Source organism: Sphingobacterium sp. 18053, from assembly GCF_902706145.1.
In the GTDB taxonomy this organism is placed as follows: Bacteria; Bacteroidota; Bacteroidia; order Sphingobacteriales; family Sphingobacteriaceae; genus Sphingobacterium; species Sphingobacterium paramultivorum.
The window spans coordinates 195,408-215,151 of record NZ_CACSJW010000002.1 but is presented as its reverse complement, the minus strand read 5'-3'; the positions used below and the strand labels follow the sequence as shown (position 1 = coordinate 215,151).

Below are 19,744 nucleotides of genomic sequence, written 5' to 3'. Positions count from 1 at the left end.
AATTGTAACATGAAGAAAATTTATATATCATTAGTGCTTGCCTGTAATCTGTTGGCTGTCGGTCGAACGATGGCGCAGGATTTATGGCCAGCAGTTACCAAAGAAATGAGGCCTTGGACGCGTTGGTGGTGGCTCGGTTCGGCTGTGGACCGACCTAATCTCGAACGCGAATTAACCTTATTTGAAAAAAGTGGTTTTGGTGGAGTTGAGGTAACACCTATTTATGGCGCTAAGGGATTTGAATCCAGCTACCTGAACTTTCTTTCACCACAATGGATGAATATGTTGGGGGTAACAACGGATAAGGCCAATGCCTTGGGCATGGGAGTGGATATTAATTTGGGAACTGGTTGGCCATTTGGGGGACCTCAAATCAAAGAAAAGGATGCCGCTACCAAATTGATCCTAGATGAATTTGAATTAAAAAAAGGTGAAAAAGTCACCTTTCCCTTAAAGCCTAAGGATCCTAAACAACATTATTTCTTTTTGCAGGCATTACGGGCATTTAGAGCCGACAATAGCGAGATTAATCTGGATGATCATATTTCAAAGACTGCTGGAACATGGGAAGCCCCTACCGATATTCGTTTAATAGCTGTCTTTTCTGGTAGAACAGGGCAGAAAGTCAAACGTGCCGCTCCGGGCGGAGAAGGATATACGTTGGATCACCTGGGGAAGCATTCTGTGGCATCTTATTTCAATAGATTTGCCGAAGCTTTTCAGGACAAACCATTGCATGTACGTGCTTTTTTTAACGATAGCTACGAAGTATACGGTGCGAATTGGACGGATGAGTTTTTGCAATCATTCGAACGGATAAAGGGATATAGGTTACAGGATCATCTCCTGGATTTTGCAGGTAAGGGCAAGAATGAAGCTAAAACAGCAGGCCTTAAATCGGATTATCGTGAAGTTGTGGATATACTGCTTGCCCAGAATTTTTTGACCCCATTTACGGATTTTGCCCATCGCTTTAGCGCAGTCTCAAAAAATCAAGCCCATGGATCTCCAGGAAATCTGATTGATTTGTATGCAGATACAGATATTGCGGAGTGTGAAACCTTTGGATCCAGCAGTTTTGATATTCCTGGATTAAGACGGGATACTGCTGATATCCGTAATGTGGATCCAGACCCCATGATGGCGAAATTTGCGACGTCGGCAACAAATGTATACGGTAAAAAATATACTTCTTCGGAAACATTCACCTGGCTGACGGAACATTTTAAAACTTCTTTGTCACAAACGAAACCAGAAGTCGAACAACTATTCCTTGCTGGAGTGAATCATGTATTCTATCATGGGACAACCTATTCGCCGAAAAATGTACCTTTTCCCGGATGGTTGTTCTATGCTTCCGTTAATTTTGTTCCACAAAATTCGTTCTGGGACCACCTTACCGGTTTGAATCAATATATTACACGTGTGCAATCTATCTTGCAATCTACGCGTGCTGACAACGAACTGCTGGTATATTGGCCCATTTATGATATTTGGAATAATGCCAAGGGAATGGATAAGGCATTAAAGGTTCATGATGTTGACGAGTGGTTACATCCGACGCAATTTTATAAACAAAGTGTTCAGCTGCAGAAACGGGGCTATAGCTTTGATTTTGCAACAGATAAAATTCTGGCGGGAACTACAGTAAACGAGGGGAAATTACAAACCTCAAAGGATGCGATCCCTTATCGGGCAATTTATATACCTGCCTGTCATTATTTTTCTGAAGTGACACTGCAGAAAATCCTGGAAATGGCCAACCAAGGCGCAACTGTCATCTTCCAGCAATTACCGCAAGAGATTCCCGGATATAGCCAATTAGAGGAACGTCGTACACTGTTTAATAAATTAATTGCATCGCTAGGTTTCGAAAAGGATAAAGCGAATCAGTATACAGCTTTCGGAAGAGGCAAAATCTATCTTACGACAGATGTCAATTCGGCGCTCGAAACAGAAGAGATCGCACCAGAACGGATTAACCAAATAGGGTTGAAGTTTTCACGCAGAGCCGCTGGTAAGGACAGGTATTATTATTTGGTCAATCACAGCGGGCAGACCTTGGATCGTAGTATTACACTAAATGCACAGGCTTCACATTATTCGCTGTTAGATCCCCAAACTGGGCGGACATATCAGTTGCCATCAGCTAACGGCAAAATACGGGTGCAGATTCCATCTGGCTATTCCTGGATAGTCCTTGCCTCAGTGCAACAGGCCGGAGAACCCTTTCGTTATCAGGACGAGTTAAACCAAGTGGCGCAATTGGATCGCGATTGGAAAGTGAGTTTTATTGCTGGTGGACCTGTTTTACCAAAGGCTAAAAAGCTCGATCAACTCTCCTCCTGGACAGATTGGGGAGACCAAGATGCTGTCAATTTTTCCGGAACAGGGGCTTATGAAACAACAATTTCGATCAATAAGGATCAATCAAAATCCTATCTACTGAAGTTGGGACGTGTTGCGGAAAGTGCAAAGGTCTACATCAATGGAAAGGAGGCAGGTTTGTTATGGTCAATTCCGTTTCAGCTAGATATTACAACAATGCTTGTCAATGGGGAAAATAAGATTCGCGTAGAGGTCGCCAATTTAATGGCAAACCGTATCAGCTATTTAGACCGTAAAAAAGTTGCCTGGCGAAATTATCACGAAATCAATTTTGTCAATATCAATTATAAAGATTTTGATGCAAGCGGCTGGAAACCCATGGAAAGCGGTCTGATTGGACCTGTTACCATTTGGAGTTATTAAAAGCAAAAAGCAGTAAGCACTATTGAAAGCCTCGTATAAAACGAGGCTTTTTTTTGGACATTACTTTTTACAATTTTGATGGTTAAAATATACAAAACAGAGTGCGTTTTAAGTTTTTAAAATTTGCAATTGTCTGGTTATCATGTAAGTTCAGGACAGTTAATCAAATGAGTTCTTTTAAATTGATTTACCAATATAAATCAGATTAATAATTAAAAAACTCAATCCATGAAAAACATAATGCGATATGGGGCCATTGTTGTGGCTCAAATGGCTTTTACGCATGTATTGTACGCACAGGGGACACTGACGGGAAAAGTTGTTGATAATAAAAATCAGCCGATCAGTGGCGTTACAATCCAGGTAAATGGCAAAAATGAAGGGGCAAGCGGTCAAAATGGTGATTTCAGTATTCATGCAAAATCTGGTGACAACATTGTATTTCGTTCTGTGGAATACCAGCAGAAAGAAGTCCGCGTATCAACATTAGCATTTCTACGTGTTGAGTTGTTGCCGAAACAAGAAGCATTGGATGAGGTTGTCGTCATTGGCTATGGATCCCAAAAACGAACTAACCTTATAGCTCCGGTTTCAAAGTTTAATGCTGAGAATCTCGATGAGCGTCCTATTGCACGGGTTGATCAAGCCCTGATCGGACAGATGTCCGGTGTACGGGTTAAGCAATCTACAGGTGTTCCCGGAAAAGGGTTAAGTGTTCAGGTCAGGGGATCGGGCTCTATTACCGCTGGGAGTGAACCCTTGTATGTCATTGACGGTTTCCCACTGTCAACGGCTTCGCAAAACGGCTCGGGAAACTATGCCTCAGGAAATCCGCTGGATAATATGAACCCCAACGATATTGAATCTGTGGAAGTCCTAAAAGATGCATCTGCAGCTGCAATTTATGGATCCCGGGCAGCAAACGGAGTTGTTTTGATCACCACAAAACGCGGGAAGAGCGGCCAGGCTAAAGTAAGTCTCAATTCATACGTAGGCATGTCCGAGGCTTATAAAAAATTGGATATGTTAAATGGTGAAGAGTGGATAGATAGAGCGGTGGAGATGATCAATGCACAATGGGAAGCCTCGGGTACCGGAAGGCTGGCAAGCCAAAGCAATGCCGAACGACGGAAAATATTGGGACTCGCCGACGGGACATATAATACATCTTATATGTATGATGACCGTTGGCTGGAACCCGGACATCCCGGGCTTTACCTTATCAATTGGCAAGACGAAGCGTATCGAAAAGGAGTGATCCAAAACTATCAGGTTGCTGCTTCGGGAGCGACAGAATTTGTCAATTATTATATCTCGGGGAATTACCTCAATCAACAAGGTATTGTGAAAGGCTTGGATTATAAAAACTATACTGCCAGAGCTAACGTTGAAGTAAAACCGAATAAAAAATTCGCATTTGGTTTAAACTTAGCACCTACCTATTCTATCGGAAATGACCCCGGAGTGGAAGGAAAGGATAATATCATGCATCAGATTTATTCGATGTCACCTGTTCAGGACCATCCTGCTGGAACAGTAAACGTTTTTGACAATGAAAAATATCCTTGGAGTACTTCAACAAACGATCCCATTGCCAAATTGAATTATTATATCGGAGAAAACAAAATTTCACGTTTACTGGGGACAGTTTACGGACAGTACAATATTCTTGATAACTTCAATTTTAAGACTACAGTTAATTTGGATCAAACCGATAGCAGAAGTAATAGATTTCAGCCCTACACTGTAGGCGGAACTTTGGCTAACCGAACCAACAACCCGAATCAAGCTACCTATGGCTCCAACAGTGTGTATCGAAAGCAAACTTTTGTAAACGAGAATACGTTAAATTATCATCTCAATTTTCACAAACATGATATTACCGCTTTGCTGGGGCAAGCCTATAATTTTGATAAACTTGAAACTTCTTCCATCACCTCGCAGGGAGGTTATACCAATAGTTCTATAACAACTTTGAACGGTGCAGTTGCTACAGTTGCCTCAACAGGCGCAACACAAAGTGTCTTGCTTTCTTATTTTGGGCGTGTCCAATATGCCTATGACGGTAAGTATTTGCTTTCTGGAAGTATTCGTCGGGACGGCTCATCGCGTTTTGGATCCAATACAAAATGGGGTTGGTTCCCATCGTTGTCCATGGGCTGGCGTCTGTCACAGGAGAGTTTTATGAAACCAGTTACCTTTATCAATGAGCTGAAATTACGCGGAAGCTATGGTGAATCAGGGAATAACAATATAGGTGATTACAGTAGCATTGCCTTGTTGGGCTTTTATAATTATTCGTCAAATGGCCTTTCCGTTTCTGGACAGGCGCCAAGCAATATCATTAATCCGGATCTAAGATGGGAAAAATCGCGGACTTATGATGTGGGATTGGATTTTGGCCTTTTGGGTTCCCGCATTACAGGATCATTTGACTGGTATACCCGGAAGAGCAGTGATTTATTGCTAAATGTTCCTTCCATGCTTTCGACAGGTTTTTCTTCCTATTTGGATAATGCAGGAGAGGTGAAAAGTAAAGGCTGGGATTTAGAGATCACTTCCCATCAGGTCAGAAAAGCAGATTTTTCATGGTCTACTTCTTTTAATATTAGTCATAATTCCAATAAAGTAACAAAACTTGATGGTGAGCAAAAGGAGATTTTAATACCGTCCTCATTTGATATCCAGCATAGTCTTTTACGGATTGGCGAGCCGATGTATAGTATTTATGTCGTTAAACAAGACGGCATATTGAGTCAAGCAGACATTGATGCTGGGGCTGCGTTATATGGTAGCCAAAAGGCAGGTGATCCAAAATATGTGGATGCCAATGGAGATGGTGTGATTGATGCGAATGACCGTGTGATTGTGGGGCATCCAAACCCGAGCTATGTATGGGGGATAACCAACAACTTTAAGTATAAAAATTTTGATTTGAGTTTTATGTTCCAAGGCCAGAATGGTGGTCATATCTATTCCTTATTAGGACGTGCCTTGGGACGTACCGGTCAAGGATCATCAGACAATGCGCTTGGATTTTATCGGGATAGATGGCGTTCGGAAGAGGATCCTGGAGAAGGTCGTGTTGGAAAAGCTTATTCAACGTTTGGACGGATTAAAAATACAGATTGGCTGTATTCGTCGGACTATTGGCGTTTACGCAACGTCACTCTTGGTTATAATATAAAAGACCTGAAATTGGGGAGTCAGTCCAAACTTAGTTTGGTCCGTTTATTCGTGACATTGGAGAATTTTTGGGGAAAGGACAAATATGACGGGGGTGTGAATCCGGAATCTTCAAACACAAATCTAAGCGGAAGCTCTGATTACCCCGAGGCGGGTGATTATGGGGGCCTGGCAATTCCAAAGACAGTGACATTTGGTTTAAACGTAAATTTTTAGAACGATGAAAAAATTGAGCCTATTTTTTTTGATAGCAGGTCTATTGGGATCTTGCAAAATGGATCTGAACCAGCAACCAATTTCGAGTGCTACTTCAGATACCTACTTTAAGACAGCAAATGATTTTATTCAAGGATTGAACGCTATATATAACAGTACACGAGGATATCCTGATCGCCTGATGAATCTCTCGGAAACACGATCGGATAACTTGTACGCAGTGTCGGACGGCGGAGTGCGTGATTGGGAAGGGATCAACAGTTTTCATAAAACGATTGCGAGTAACCCCTATGTGATAGAAGCTTGGCAAACAAATTTTAACGGCATCTTTCGTGTAAACAATTATTTGGAACAACTTGCGGCGAATGGTTCCACGGCTATTATTGATGAAAGCCTTCGCAATAGAATGGAAGGCGAAGCCCGGTTCTTGCGTGCATTTTTTTATTTTGATTTGATCCGATACTTTGGCAAAGTGCCACGGATAGACAAGGTGGTATCCGCCAGCCAAGCTAAAAGCATTGGCCGGAGTAACGTGGAGGAGTTGTATGCTTTGATTATTGAAGATCTGAACAAAGCAATTAATGCGCTGCCTGCACCCAGTGCGTACGCTGCTGCAGATAAAGGCCGTGTCAATAAATACGCCGCAAAAATGTTGCTTGGCTTGGTCTATATGACACGGTCAGGACCCACATTGGGCGTTGAAGGTGCGGGTTTGAACAGTAAAGAATGGGGGAAAGCGGTGGAGCAGTTCAACGAGGTGATCAACAGCAATGAATTTAGTTTGCTGACCAGCTATAATAGCATTTTTGATTACGGTAATGAGCGCAACAAGGAAGTGATTTTTAATATTGAATATTCAAGCGGCGCTAATCCTGTTGTTGGGGCAACATTTCCTTGGGTGCTTGTGCCTGATAATTGGTTCAATTCACTCGGGCTAGCCACGCAAGGAGGCTTAACAATCAGGCCAGTATCTGATGACCTGCTTAAGCTGTATGATACAGGTGACAGCAGAAAGATGTTCAGTATTCAGCAAGGATATATTTATGGCAATGTTGCTGAAACAAGATCATTTGTTAAGAAGTTTGTAGACCTTACCAAAGTGCCTGCAAACCGAATGGATTGGCCGATCAATTATATTGTATTTCGTTATAGTGATTTGCTGTTGCTAAAGGCGGAGTGCATATTGAATGGCGCCCCTGGGAACATTCAAACGGATGTAGATGCGGTCGTCAATCAAATCCGAAAACGTGCTGGATTGACAACTGAACTCACCAATATCACTAAATCACAGCTGATGGACGAACGCAGAAGGGAGTTTATTGGCGAAGGCTTACGATGGTTTGATCTGATCCGCAGTGGTAATGTCGAATCTGTCATGAAGGCTTGGATCACGAAAGAGGACGTCGCAAAGCAGATGTCAGATTTTCAAGCGAATTACGTCCTATATCCTGTACCACAGTCAGAACTAGACAATAGTCCGGGCTTGTATACACAGAATCCCGGATATTAATATTTTGATTAATTCAATCGCCCTTAGCATTTAAGGGCGATTTTTTTATTTTTGGCGCCAGCTAATGACAGGATTGAACAGGATGGTTATTACAAATCATCCTGTTACTTTTAACCAACATTATAAGCCTAAGGGGAAATCTGATTATTTTTTTAAGCCAGTCGTCCTATAAAGCAATAAGTAAAGATCATACAACATTTTCATTATCTCGTATAATGAAAACCGATTTTCACTACCGAAGATCAACAAGGGAAAGAATAAAATAATACCTAAATAATACTTTAATGATAAACTATTTAACAATTAGGTTTGATCATCATGTAAAGAAGTACACTTTTTTGCTGTTTATGGCGATGTTGTGTACGTTAAATTTATTTGCTCAAACTACGAGGACTGGAAAGGTAAATGATGAAAAAGGTTCACCTGTTCAAGGTGTGACAATACAGGTAAAAGGCAAAACCATGACGGTAAAGACCAATGCCGATGGGTCATTTACCATCAACGCGCTGCCATCGGATGTATTGGCCTTCAGAAGCCTTGGTTTCGAATCCCAAGAAATTTCTGTTGGTAGTCAAAATAACTTCAATATAGTTCTTGCACAAAAGGTCGATGTCATGGATGAAGTCGTGGTGGTTGGTTATGGCACGATGAAAAAGAAAGATGTGACGGGTTCAATTGCCAGTGTGGGTGAGAAAGAACTGAAGGCAATGCCTGTGAAAGATGCATTGCAGGCAATGCAGGGTAAGGTGGCTGGTGTTGATATCACTTCGAACCAACGTCCGGGAACAACAGGTAGTATAACGATAAGAGGTGTGCGATCGATCACTGCAGATCAGGGACCACTGTATGTAGTCGATGGGATGGTATTACAGGCCGGTGGCATTGACAATATTAATCCGAGTGATATAGAGACCATTGATGTCTTAAAAGATGCTTCTGCAACAGCTGTCTATGGTTCACGGGGTGCAAACGGCGTTGTTTTGGTGACGACCAAGCAGGGAAAAAAGGGACGTTTAATGTTGAATTATGCTGGTACGGCAACGTTTGAGAAAATGTATGATGTCACAGAGTACATGGATGCTGCGGAATGGTTGGAGTACGCACGTTTAGCGAAATTCGGAACAACGACACCAGATTATGCAAAGGATTTTTCTAGATGGGGATCTGTAGCTGCCTCATGGGCAAATATTGCTAAAGGTTGGACTAATAACAATACCGTATGGGATCCAAGCCTAGTCGGTAATTACGATTGGGCAGATCTTGGACGTAAAAATGCCTTATCTACCGAACATACGTTAAGCGTCTCAGGTGGAGGAGAAAACTCCAAAGGTTATGGTTCTTTTGGTTATCTCAAGCAAGATGCTACACAACCCGGTCAGAAATTTAATCGCTATACCTCAAAAGTAAGTTTTGAAGCTACGCCAACAAAATGGTTTACCATGGGAGCTTCAATAAACACATTCTTCTCCGATCAAGATTATGGCTATAATTTCTCTAAATCTGTAACAGGTGCAGGTGACTATTACAGTGCTTTACGAGGTATGTTACCTTGGACAGTTCCTTATGATGACAATGGAACCTACCTGAGAAATCCTGCGGCGGGTGATATCAATATCATCAATCCAATTAATGAATTGGAATATAATACCAATCAACGTCAGACTTTTGGCGCGAATGGTAGTTTCTTTAGCCAATTGGATTTTGGACAGATTTATGAACCATTGAAAGGTTTAAAATATCGGGTGCAATTTGGACCTGAGTTTAGATATTACCGGTTGGGTTTAGCAAATGCAGCCGAGGGAATAAATGGTGATGGAAATAATGCGGTGACTTATTCAACAAACCGCAATTTAGCTTGGACTTTAGACAATTTGATCTATTACGACCGCGATTTTGGAACAGATCACCACCTTGGTGTTACTTTGCTGCAGAGTTCATCCAAGTATAATTCTGAATCAAGTAATATGAAAGCCACGGATGTGTATAGTGCTGGAGAATTATGGTATAATATTAATTCTGGAGGTTTTATCGGTAGTTGGGGAACGGGCTTATCTGAGCGACAGATGGAATCCTATATGGCTCGTGTAAATTATAGCTATAAGGATCGTTATATGTTAACTGCTTTTGTGCGTTGGGATGGATCTTCGGTATTGGCACCGGGGCATCAATGGAGCTCATTTCCTTCCGTAGCTGCATCATGGCGCATTGATCAGGAAGATTTCATGAAAGATGCACGCTTTGTCAATACACTAAAATTGCGTTTGGGAGCTGGTATTGTTGGTAATGCCGCAATTGGACCTTATCAAACGAAAGGATTATTGACGCAAAATTTTTACAACTGGAGCGCGACGAATTCAACACCAGGATATGTTGCTTCAGATCCTTCTGCTGCTAATCCGCAAAAAATGGCCAATCCCGAATTGGGCTGGGAACGTACGACCCAATATAATTTGGGTATAGATTATGGCTTTCTAAATAACCGAATCAGCGGTGCTTTAGACATGTATAAAACGAAGACGAATGATCTGTTATTGGCCATGACGCTAAACTCTGTTTTAGGCTATGGTGCCACAATGGCAAATGTTGGTAAGACTTCAGGCTGGGGGATTGACCTTCAGATCAATACTGTCAATGTTAAGAATGATAACTTTCAGTGGAATACGACTTTAACTTGGTCCAAAGACAAGAATAAAATACTCGAATTGAATAACGGACGAAAAGAAGATTTAACCAATAACTGGATTGTTGGTCAGGAGATTCAAGTCCCTTATGATGTGGTTTACGATGGTATTTGGAAAACCTCAGAAGCAGAGGAGGCTAAAAAATATGGCGCTAAACCCGGACAGATCCGTGTGAAGGATATTAGTGGTCCAGATGGTGTGCCTGATGGCAAAGTAGATCGCAATTATGATAGACAAGTGTTGGGATCCTATCGTCCAAAATGGTCTGGCGGGATTATGAATACATTCACCTACAAAAACTTTGACTTATCTTTCTTTATTTTCTCGCGTTGGGGACAGACCATAAACGCTGGAGCTGCTACGTTGGATGGTCGTTATATGCAACGCAAATTGGACTACTTTATTCCGGGCGTTCATGAAGATGCTGAATATTATCAGCCAGGCTCAAATGGTGAAGCGGCAGATCCTTGGAACTCTTCCATGAATTACCGTGACGGATCATTTATCAAGCTAAGAAATGTAAGTTTAGGTTATAATTTTCCGAAAACAAAATTACAAAAACTTGGCATCAGTAATTTTAAGGTTTATGCACAGATCATGAACCCGGCGATGTTGTATTCAAAAGTGGATTTTCTGGATCCAGACTTAGCAAGTTATAATAATAATACAACGCAAGCCGGCTCCTCCATCACCACAAGAGGAGCAGTGATCGGCGTGAACATAGGATTTTAAGCAGCAAAAGGATTTAAAAAATTGACTCTCATGAAAAATTATAAAATATTAGTTGCTTCAATGTTAGGTGCGGCAGGATTATTAGTATTGAACGCCTGTAGTAAAGACTTTTTGAAAGAGGAGCAGATTACCATACCGGATACAGACTATTTTAAAACTCAGGCAGGGCTAGATGATTTAGCAACAGGTGTTTACTCCAAATTGAAATTTAAATATAATTATACCTGGGGGATGGCCCTGTTCAATCTAGGTGTAGATGAGTTTACGGATGCAAATAATGCTTCCCCAAGCTTTAATAGTTATAGTATGGATCTTAATCCTGCTGAATCAACTTATGGTGGTGGAAATATTCAGCCGGTGTTTGATAATATGTATAGCGGTATCGAATCGGCCAATACCCTGATTCAAAACGTACCCTTATATTATGATAAATCCAATGCCAATTATAATACACGTCTTGGCGAGGGATACTTTATGCGGGGATATTTCTACTTACAGCTGATTGTACAGTTTGGTGGTGTCCCCCTGAAATTGACCCCGACCGAAAAGGTTGAATCCTATTTTACAAGAGCCTCAGAGGATGCCTGTTTTGCACAGGCCATAGCGGATCTTGAGCAGGCTTATACGTTGTTGCCGGCTTCGGCGACAGAATTTGGGCGTGTAACAAAATCAGCTGCAGCACACTACATTGCTAAAGCACGATTGACTCGATCGAGCGAGCTATATGCCTCTTGGAATTCAAAATATACCGCAGAAGACTTAGATGCTGTCATCAAATATGGAACGGAGGTCGTGGCGGCACATCCCCTGGTAGATGATTACGTAAAACTATGGGATTATCAAAAGGCCAATAGTGCTAACGAAAAAGTCTCGGAGGTTGTTCTGTCGGCACAGTTTTCGGACGATCAGGCAACCTGGGGACGTTATGGAAATCAGATCCATCTTTACTACCCTGCTGTTTATCAAGATTTAGGAGGAACAAGCCGCGATATCTCCGGCGACCGTGAATTCTCTTATGCACGTACCACAAATTATACGCTGGATGTATTTGACAGGGTGAATGATTCACGTTTCTGGAAATCCTTTATTACGATGTATGGTGCCAATAATACCGCTAATGCCCCTGTCTGGACTGCAGCTAATGCATCGCTTGGGCCTGAAGGAACTGTTGTTGGAACGAAGCGATTTAAAGGTGGAGAGCTGGGTATTAAATACATTGTGAACAACGCTGGCGATACACGCTACAAAGCAGTGGCCAGTGATGCAACAGGAGTTCTTAAAAATGGCGTGATGCAGAATCCGCATACTTTTGTACGTTACTTTCAGGGAGAACCTCAAGCTTGGGTGGGTCAACATGGAAATAACGGATACTTTGGTGTTCAATCACGTTATGTGGCGCTTTCGAAGTTCAGAGATGGCTATCGGGTTAGTATAGCGTCTGCCAATGGTACGCGAGATGTTGTTATGGCACGCTCGGCGGAGGATGTCTTAATGGTAGCCGAAGCCTATATCCGTAAAGGTGAAGGTCAGTACGCGAATGCAATCCAGTGGATCAATAAATTGCGCAGTCGTGCTGGCTATAAAAATGGTGAAGACCGAGCGAAGAATATCGACGGCGGACAAGCCTACAAGAATAATTCCTATGCTGTTGGAAAGGGCGGTGGCTTTTCTGCGGAAGGAGCAATCTATTGGGAAGGAAACTCATACTACGAATCCAATAATGATATTGCGAAAACTACGGCCTCTTCCGAAACACAGATGTTGATCAATTCTGTCGCTGACATTTATAGTTCAGCAGTTGATGCGCCAATCTACGAGAAATTGGGCGCAACAAGCAATGCACAGAAAATGATGGCATTTTTGTTGAATGAACGCACACGTGAATTGTGCGGTGAACTTTACAGATGGGAAGATTTGGCGCGCACCAAAACATTGGAAGCGAGATGGAAAGCCTTTAATGATGGTTATGTACGCGGGAATACAGTCTTTAGTCCAAATACACATTACTATCGACCTATTCCGCAATCTTTCTTGGATGCAACAACCAATGAAAGCGGTGCCGCATTGACGCCTGCAGAAAAACAGGCTATGCAAAATCCAGGCTATTAATTTTTGATGGTAATAAACGTGAACCTGACCTACCTGTTCTGAATGGAATGGGTAGGTTTTTTTTATCAAAATGTAAGCGATTGCAGGATAGCGCAGGATAGGGAATATTGCTGGTTTTGGTATCTTTCGGTTTGATTCTCATTACATTGGGAATCGGAATAAACCAAATTATAGATCAACGGAAGGGAAATGTTCACATGGATAGAAGAATCTTCTTAAAATCAAATGCATTTTTGTGGGCGATGATGGTGTTACCTTTAGATACGGCAGCTAAAAAGGGTATATTGGAGTCTCCTTATTTCAAATTGAAACCGATTGGAAGATCCTTACAATTGGTAGATTACTTTATTTGGTGCTCATCTCCGATTTGGGGCGACGATGGTAAGGTTCATCTTTTTTATTCACGTTGGCGAAAGGAAAAAGGGATGGGAGGCTGGATCAAAGGTTCCGAGATAGCGCACGCAGTTGCTGATTCTCCCTATGGAACATTCCAACATAAGGATGTTGTTATACAACCTCGGGAAGGATTTTGGGATAGTACAACCTGTCATAATCCACTGATAAAAAAGATAGCGGATACGTATTATCTTTTTTATATGGGAAATTCCAACGGAAAGACAGATACCAAAAGGATAGGTGTAGCAACGGCGAAAAACCTGGATGGACCATGGAAACGGCAGGATAATCCAATCTTATTGCCTGGCGTGGAGGGGGCATGGGATGATCATTGTACCACAAATCCAGCATTTCTAAAAGGTAACGATGGTAAATTTTGGTTGTATTATAAATCTTGGAATACTGCTGAATATCTGCGGGATAAAGGTCCTGTCAGAGGAAATCGAAAGTATGGATTGGCCAAAGCTGAACATCCCTTGGGACCATATGTTAAAGTATCAGAGCATCCGGTAATTGATTTTTCTGATCGCCCGCTTAATGCACAGCTTGAAGATGCTTTCGTATGGAAACAGGATGAACAGTATTGTTTATTAGCAAGGGATATGGGGTTTTACAATCACGAAGATGGATTGATCTTAAAATCATCAGATGGCGTTAAATGGTCTGAACCGCAAGTGGCTTATCTAGGTTTATCGACCTATATTCAGGAACCGCCCCCACCAGCCAACTTGAAGCGCTTTGGCAGGCTTGAAAGACCTATGATCCTGATGGATAAAATAACGGATAAACCGCGTTTCCTTTTTGGAGCCACCCAAGGCGGAATAGCAGAAACTTCGACAGCCTTTGTATTTGAGATCGTGTGAAGAGTCTGCGATAATCGTGTTTAATTCGAGAAAATAACTGCAAAGTTTTGCTTCTGTATGTTGAAGATCGATACAAGTGAGCGGAATTTGACAGCTGATATAACAAGTATAACCAGAAACAATTATAAGCCAATGAAACAGATTTTTAGTATGCTCCTCGCAATTTTTGCATGCGTAGCAAGTCAAGGGCAACAAATAACCTGGACCAGTGCAAAGCAACCCTTAAAGGAAATTGAACAGCTTAAAAAGATTATTGTTGCTCCTACATTTAAAAAGAAAGATTATTCCATCGCTGATTTCGGTGCTATTGGAGATGGCAGGACAAAAAATACTGTAGCCTTTAGAAAAGCAATTGAAACGTGCAATAGGCAGGGTGGAGGACGTGTAATAGTCCCAAAGGGAGTCTATCTGACCGGTGCAATCTATTTGAAAAGCAACGTCAACCTTCATGTCAGCGAAGGGGCAACCGTACTCTTTAGTCGTGATAGTGCTGATTATCCGATGGTATTCACACGTTGGGAGGGCATGGAATGCATCAATTTTTCTCCTTTCATCTATGCGTACAAAGAAGAGAACATTGCCATCACAGGAAAAGGATTGTTGGATGGAAATGCCGATAATGATCATTGGTGGTATTGGTGTGGTGCCCGAAAATATGGATGGCACGAAGGCCGCCCTGGAGAACAAAAGCCTGCCCGGGCAATTTTGCATCAGCAGATGGCTGAAGAGATGGATCCGCATAAAAGAGTATTTGGCGACGGCAATTTTCTTCGCCCCAATTTTGTTCAGCCTTATTTATGCAAAAATGTCTGGATTGCTGAGGTCAAGCTGATTAATTCTCCGATGTGGAATCTTAATCCTGTCCTATGTGAAAATGTATTGATTGAAGGTGTGAAAGTGGTAAGTCATGGACCTAATAATGATGGCTGCGATCCTGAAGCAAGTAAAAATGTATGGATCAGAAATTGTTATTTTGATACCGGGGATGACTGTATTGCTATTAAATCGGGACGAGATGAAGATGGCCGCAATATTGGTCGACTTGCGGAGAATCATATCATCGAAAATTGTGAAATGAAAGATGGTCATGGCGGCGTCGTTATCGGTAGCGAAATTGCAGGCGGAGCCAGAAATATCTATGCGCTCAACAATGTCATGGACAGTCCAAATTTGGATCGGGCTCTACGGATAAAAACCAGTTCCAGCCGAGGTGGGATCATTGAGAACGTTTTTTTTTATAACACGGAAGTGGGGCAATATAAGGAAGCGGCTGTACGATTTAATATGTTTTATGAAAAACCCGGAAAATATATTCCAACGATTCGCAATATCTGGGTCGAAAACCTCCATGTTAAAGGTGGCGGAAAGTATGCCGTGCTCTCCACGGCGTACGAATCTTCACCTATAACCGATTTTACGATGGTTAATTGTAAGATTGATGGTGTAAAAGAAACGTTTAAAGTTGATTACCTCAAGAATGTCTCGCTCAAGAATGTCATTGTCAATGGAAAAGAAATCAAATCTTTCGATTAACATAACGTATAAATCGATGGAAAGTATAAACTCCAGTAACTAAGAAGTAGCTAACGGTCATTAAAAAAAACTGCAAACAGCTAATTCATGAAATAATTATTGATATGATACGAAAGTATTTGATTTTTTGCGGTTTGCTAGTTGGGGCTGTCCTGGAGATAGCTGTTGCCCAGTCAAAACATTGGAAAGATAACGACCGTGTACTGCATTATACCGAGGATAAGGGAGATTTCTTACTGGTGAATGGGCGATATCGATTTAATCGCGCTCTTTATGGTAATAACCTGGCATCCCGTGTAGAAGCAGGCGATTTACCTGAATTTGCGCTGTACATGCCGGGGATGGCAGGGAACTTACAATTTGTCCTCAGCAATAAACAGCAGCGAAAAAAAATGATTGATGCTGATCATATTGAGACAAGATATCGACCCGGAGCGATGTATTATCGCATCAAAGATGCTTTACTTGGAAATGGTTATATCGATATCGTTGTGATGGCGCAGGCCGATGCCGAAGGGATGATCGTAAAATTACAGGCGACGAATATTAAACCCGATGCACATCTTTACGCTGTCTATGGGGGAGCTAGCGGAAAAACATTCAGTAGAAATGGCGACATAGGCGCGGATCCAGAATCGGGGTTTTATCTTCTTCCTGCATATTGTGAACACAATCAATATACACTGGAAAAAAATAGTTTTGGACTTAAGTATCAAAATAAGAAAAATGAGCCCCAATTTATTCAGGGTAGTTTTTCAGGACTCTCAGGACTGCGGATGTCAGATGCTACCGTTTTGGATGATCTCGCTAATCTGACCAAAACGGAGAATAAGGGTAGTCCTATCCTTGTCGGGGAATTTATGCTGACTAAAAAATCAAGTTATATTCAAATCGCTAAAGGGAAGCGTTCTGCTGCGGAATTTTCTGAAGGCTCATTAGAAAAGATTTATGAGCTAGCGGATCAGAAAAGGGTTTCGTTGGCTAGTCGGGTTAAAATAAACACACCGGATCGATACATTAATAATTTGGGGGCAGCGCTTTCGGCAGCCGCTGATGGAATTTGGGAATCGCCTACTTTCTTGCATGGAGCTGTGGCATGGCGTATGCGTTTGAATGCCTGGCGGGGAGCTTACACCGCAGATGTATTGGGATGGCATGACAGAGCGAAAGAACATTTTTCGAGTTATGCGAATTCGCAGGTTAGAGAACCCGCTGCTGGACGGGTGGTGATGGATACAACTTTGCACTTAGCTCGACATTTGGAAAAAATGGGTACTTCTATGTTTTCAAGCGGCTACATTTCTCGGAATCCAAATAATAACACGGTACCCCATCACTACGATATGAACTTGGTATTTATCGATCAATTGTTGTCACATTTTAATTATACGGGAGATATTGCTTATATCAAAGAGATGTGGCCAACGCTGACTCGGCATCTCAACTGGGAAAAGCGAAATTTCGATCGAGACAATGATGGCTTATACGATGCGTATTGTGCAATCTGGGCAAGTGATGGTTTACAATATTCCGGTGGCGCGGTCACGCACACAACCGCCTATATGTACCGTGCCAATCAAATGATGGCCAAACTCGCAAAGGTAATAGGTGAGGATGCGACGCCCTACCAACAAGAAGCAAATAAGATTCAAAAAGCGCTAAAAGATCGACTTTGGCTGCAAAAGAAAGGTCATTTTGCCGAGTTCCAGGATGCGCTTGGCAATCAGCTTATACACGAAAATGCTGGTTTGTGGACCATTTATCATGCCGCAGACGCTGCTATTCTAGATGATTTTGAAAGCTACCAAAATCTCCAATATGTAACTAATTATTTGCCAAAGATTCCTATTCATGTCAAAGGACAGGAACAGCATGACCTGTATACATTGCCGACGACGACATGGCAGCCTTACACTTGGTCGGTCAATAATGTTGCTTTGGCAGAGAATCTACAGACAGCATTGGCCTATTGGCAATCTGGTCGGGCGGATGATGCCTATCAGCTCTGGAAAAGTAACCTCATGGAAAGTATGTATCATGGGATCAGTCCCGCCAACTTTCAGCAGCTTTCCCACTATGATGCATTTAGAGGCGAATTATACCGTGATTTTGCCGACCCAATTGGTGTAGCATCTCGTACATTAGTCGAAGGATTATTTGGCGTGCATCCACATCTACTAGGCAAACAATTGTTTATTAAACCTGGTTTCCCATCGACATGGAATTTTGCACAGATTGAAATGCCGGAATGGAGTTATACGTACAAGAAAACTAAAACTGCTATTACATTTCAGATTAACACGCGTTATGCGATGCCCGTAAAACTTGCTTTGGAAGTTCCCGTAGATTTTACCCAGGTGAGTGCTGTTAAAGTCAATGGAAAAGAAGTCAAGTGGTCATTAAAATCTTCCGCTATAAATGGGGCATGTATTGTTGTTGAATCTGAAGCTGAGCGGAATTTCGACATCACGATAATGGGATATGGTAAACTCGAAAAGATGGATACCAAAAATGTGGAGCAAGTATTCACCGATCAATGGGCTTTTCCCTTACCTGCTAACACCCAATTGTTGGAAAGCTACGATCCTCAAGGAATTATCCAAAAGAAAGCCGGTCACAAATTTTCTTTTGTCCAGCATGAGCGGGTAGGAACCTTTTTCGTGAAGCTTCAACAGGGAGCTATGGTTTGGTGGCAGGCAGTTGATATTCGATTATTGCCGCCATTAAAAGCAACTATTGTAAAAAAACAGGTTAGTTATGATCTAGTTGTAGAAAACCGTTCTGCTCAGCCACAACAACTGGCAATTGATCATCAGGATTTTCAAACAGCCTTCAGCTTGAGATCAGGAGAAATAAAGAAATTGGAACTTCCCATCAATATCTTTTCAAAGGGAACAAATAGCGTTAATCTGGTTGTGGGAACTTATCGCCAAACAGTAGATTATATCGATTGGAATATCGATGATAAACCTGATTTTTTAGCGGAAAATTTATCGAGTTATTACAATGCACGTTTGACGGATATCTTCCAACAGAAATATCTTTCGCCAAGACCGGAAGGGCCAACCTTGCAGCTGCCTTGGCAGGGAATAGGCAATTGGTGTTATCCATTGACGACGGCAAATATTGACGACAGGGGAATCATGAAAAAAGGCAAGCAAGGGGATCTAATATACCTAGGTATTCCGTTTCAACTAAAAAATGACTCCAAAAATGTGGTCTTTGTCAGTCAGTGGGATAATTATCCAAAAAGCGTCAAAATACCTTTAGCAGGCCAGGCCAGCAAAATGTACCTCTTGGTGGCTGGTTCTACAAATCCGATGCAATCCCAGCTTATCAACGCCAAGATTAAGGTCAATTATACTGATGGAACTTTTGATACGCTAGATCTCATCAACCCTATCAACTGGTGGCCTATCGAACAGGATTACCTCGATGATAATCACGCTTTTGAACTCCCCGATGAACGAATTCCTTACCGAATCAGTCTGAAGTCTGGAGAGCTTTATAAGGGCGGAACCTGGAGTCGTTATACCGATATCAAGGGGTATAGCAATCGTGCTATTGATGGCGGAGCAGCTTCATTATTGGATTTGCCTCTAAACAATAAAAAGAAACTTCAATCAGTAGAGCTTATCGCCGTAGCAAACGATGCGGTCATCGGTCTGATAGGTCTCACTTTAATGCGATAGATAAGTTGAGAATGTACTCCGGAATTTCCGGAAGAATCTTGAACACGAATATAGTATGCATAAAAATCCAATATA

General features: G+C 41.9%; 8 protein-coding genes. All 8 read left to right on the top strand.

The window, feature by feature from the left end:
* The first annotated feature begins 9 nt into the window (after positions 1-9).
* The 8 genes from GVK91_RS04975 to GVK91_RS04940 all read left to right on the top strand — a co-directional run bounded on the left by GVK91_RS04975 (position 10) and on the right by GVK91_RS04940 (position 19,669).
* Positions 10-2,751 (top strand): glycosyl hydrolase, encoded by a 2,742-nt coding sequence (locus GVK91_RS04975; RefSeq protein WP_159727301.1) that lies wholly within the window; start codon positions 10-12, stop codon positions 2,749-2,751.
* A 228-nt stretch (positions 2,752-2,979) separates the two neighbouring features.
* On the top strand, positions 2,980-6,153 hold the full coding sequence (locus tag GVK91_RS04970) for a TonB-dependent receptor (RefSeq protein ID WP_159727299.1): 3,174 nt from the start codon (positions 2,980-2,982) through the stop codon (positions 6,151-6,153).
* A gap of 4 nt (positions 6,154-6,157) precedes the next feature.
* On the top strand, positions 6,158-7,663 hold the full coding sequence (locus GVK91_RS04965; RefSeq protein ID WP_159727297.1) for a RagB/SusD family nutrient uptake outer membrane protein: 1,506 nt from the start codon (positions 6,158-6,160) through the stop codon (positions 7,661-7,663).
* Positions 7,664-7,947: 284 nt separating this feature from the next.
* Complete coding sequence (locus tag GVK91_RS04960; RefSeq protein ID WP_200845539.1) at positions 7,948-11,076, top strand: TonB-dependent receptor; 3,129 nt, start codon at positions 7,948-7,950, stop codon at positions 11,074-11,076.
* Positions 11,077-11,106: 30 nt separating this feature from the next.
* Positions 11,107-13,185 (top strand): RagB/SusD family nutrient uptake outer membrane protein, encoded by a 2,079-nt coding sequence (locus GVK91_RS04955; protein WP_159727295.1) that lies wholly within the window; start codon positions 11,107-11,109, stop codon positions 13,183-13,185.
* A 197-nt stretch (positions 13,186-13,382) separates the two neighbouring features.
* The gene (locus GVK91_RS04950; protein ID WP_159727293.1) at positions 13,383-14,444 is read left to right on the top strand and encodes a glycoside hydrolase family protein; all 1,062 of its coding nucleotides are present in this window, start codon (positions 13,383-13,385) and stop codon (positions 14,442-14,444) included.
* Between the two features lie 132 nt (positions 14,445-14,576).
* The gene (locus tag GVK91_RS04945; protein WP_159727291.1) at positions 14,577-15,977 is read left to right on the top strand and encodes a glycoside hydrolase family 28 protein; all 1,401 of its coding nucleotides are present in this window, start codon (positions 14,577-14,579) and stop codon (positions 15,975-15,977) included.
* Between the two features lie 104 nt (positions 15,978-16,081).
* Positions 16,082-19,669, top strand: a complete 3,588-nt coding sequence (locus GVK91_RS04940; protein ID WP_159727289.1) for a DUF4450 domain-containing protein — start codon at positions 16,082-16,084, stop codon at positions 19,667-19,669.
* Positions 19,670-19,744 lie beyond the last annotated feature (75 nt).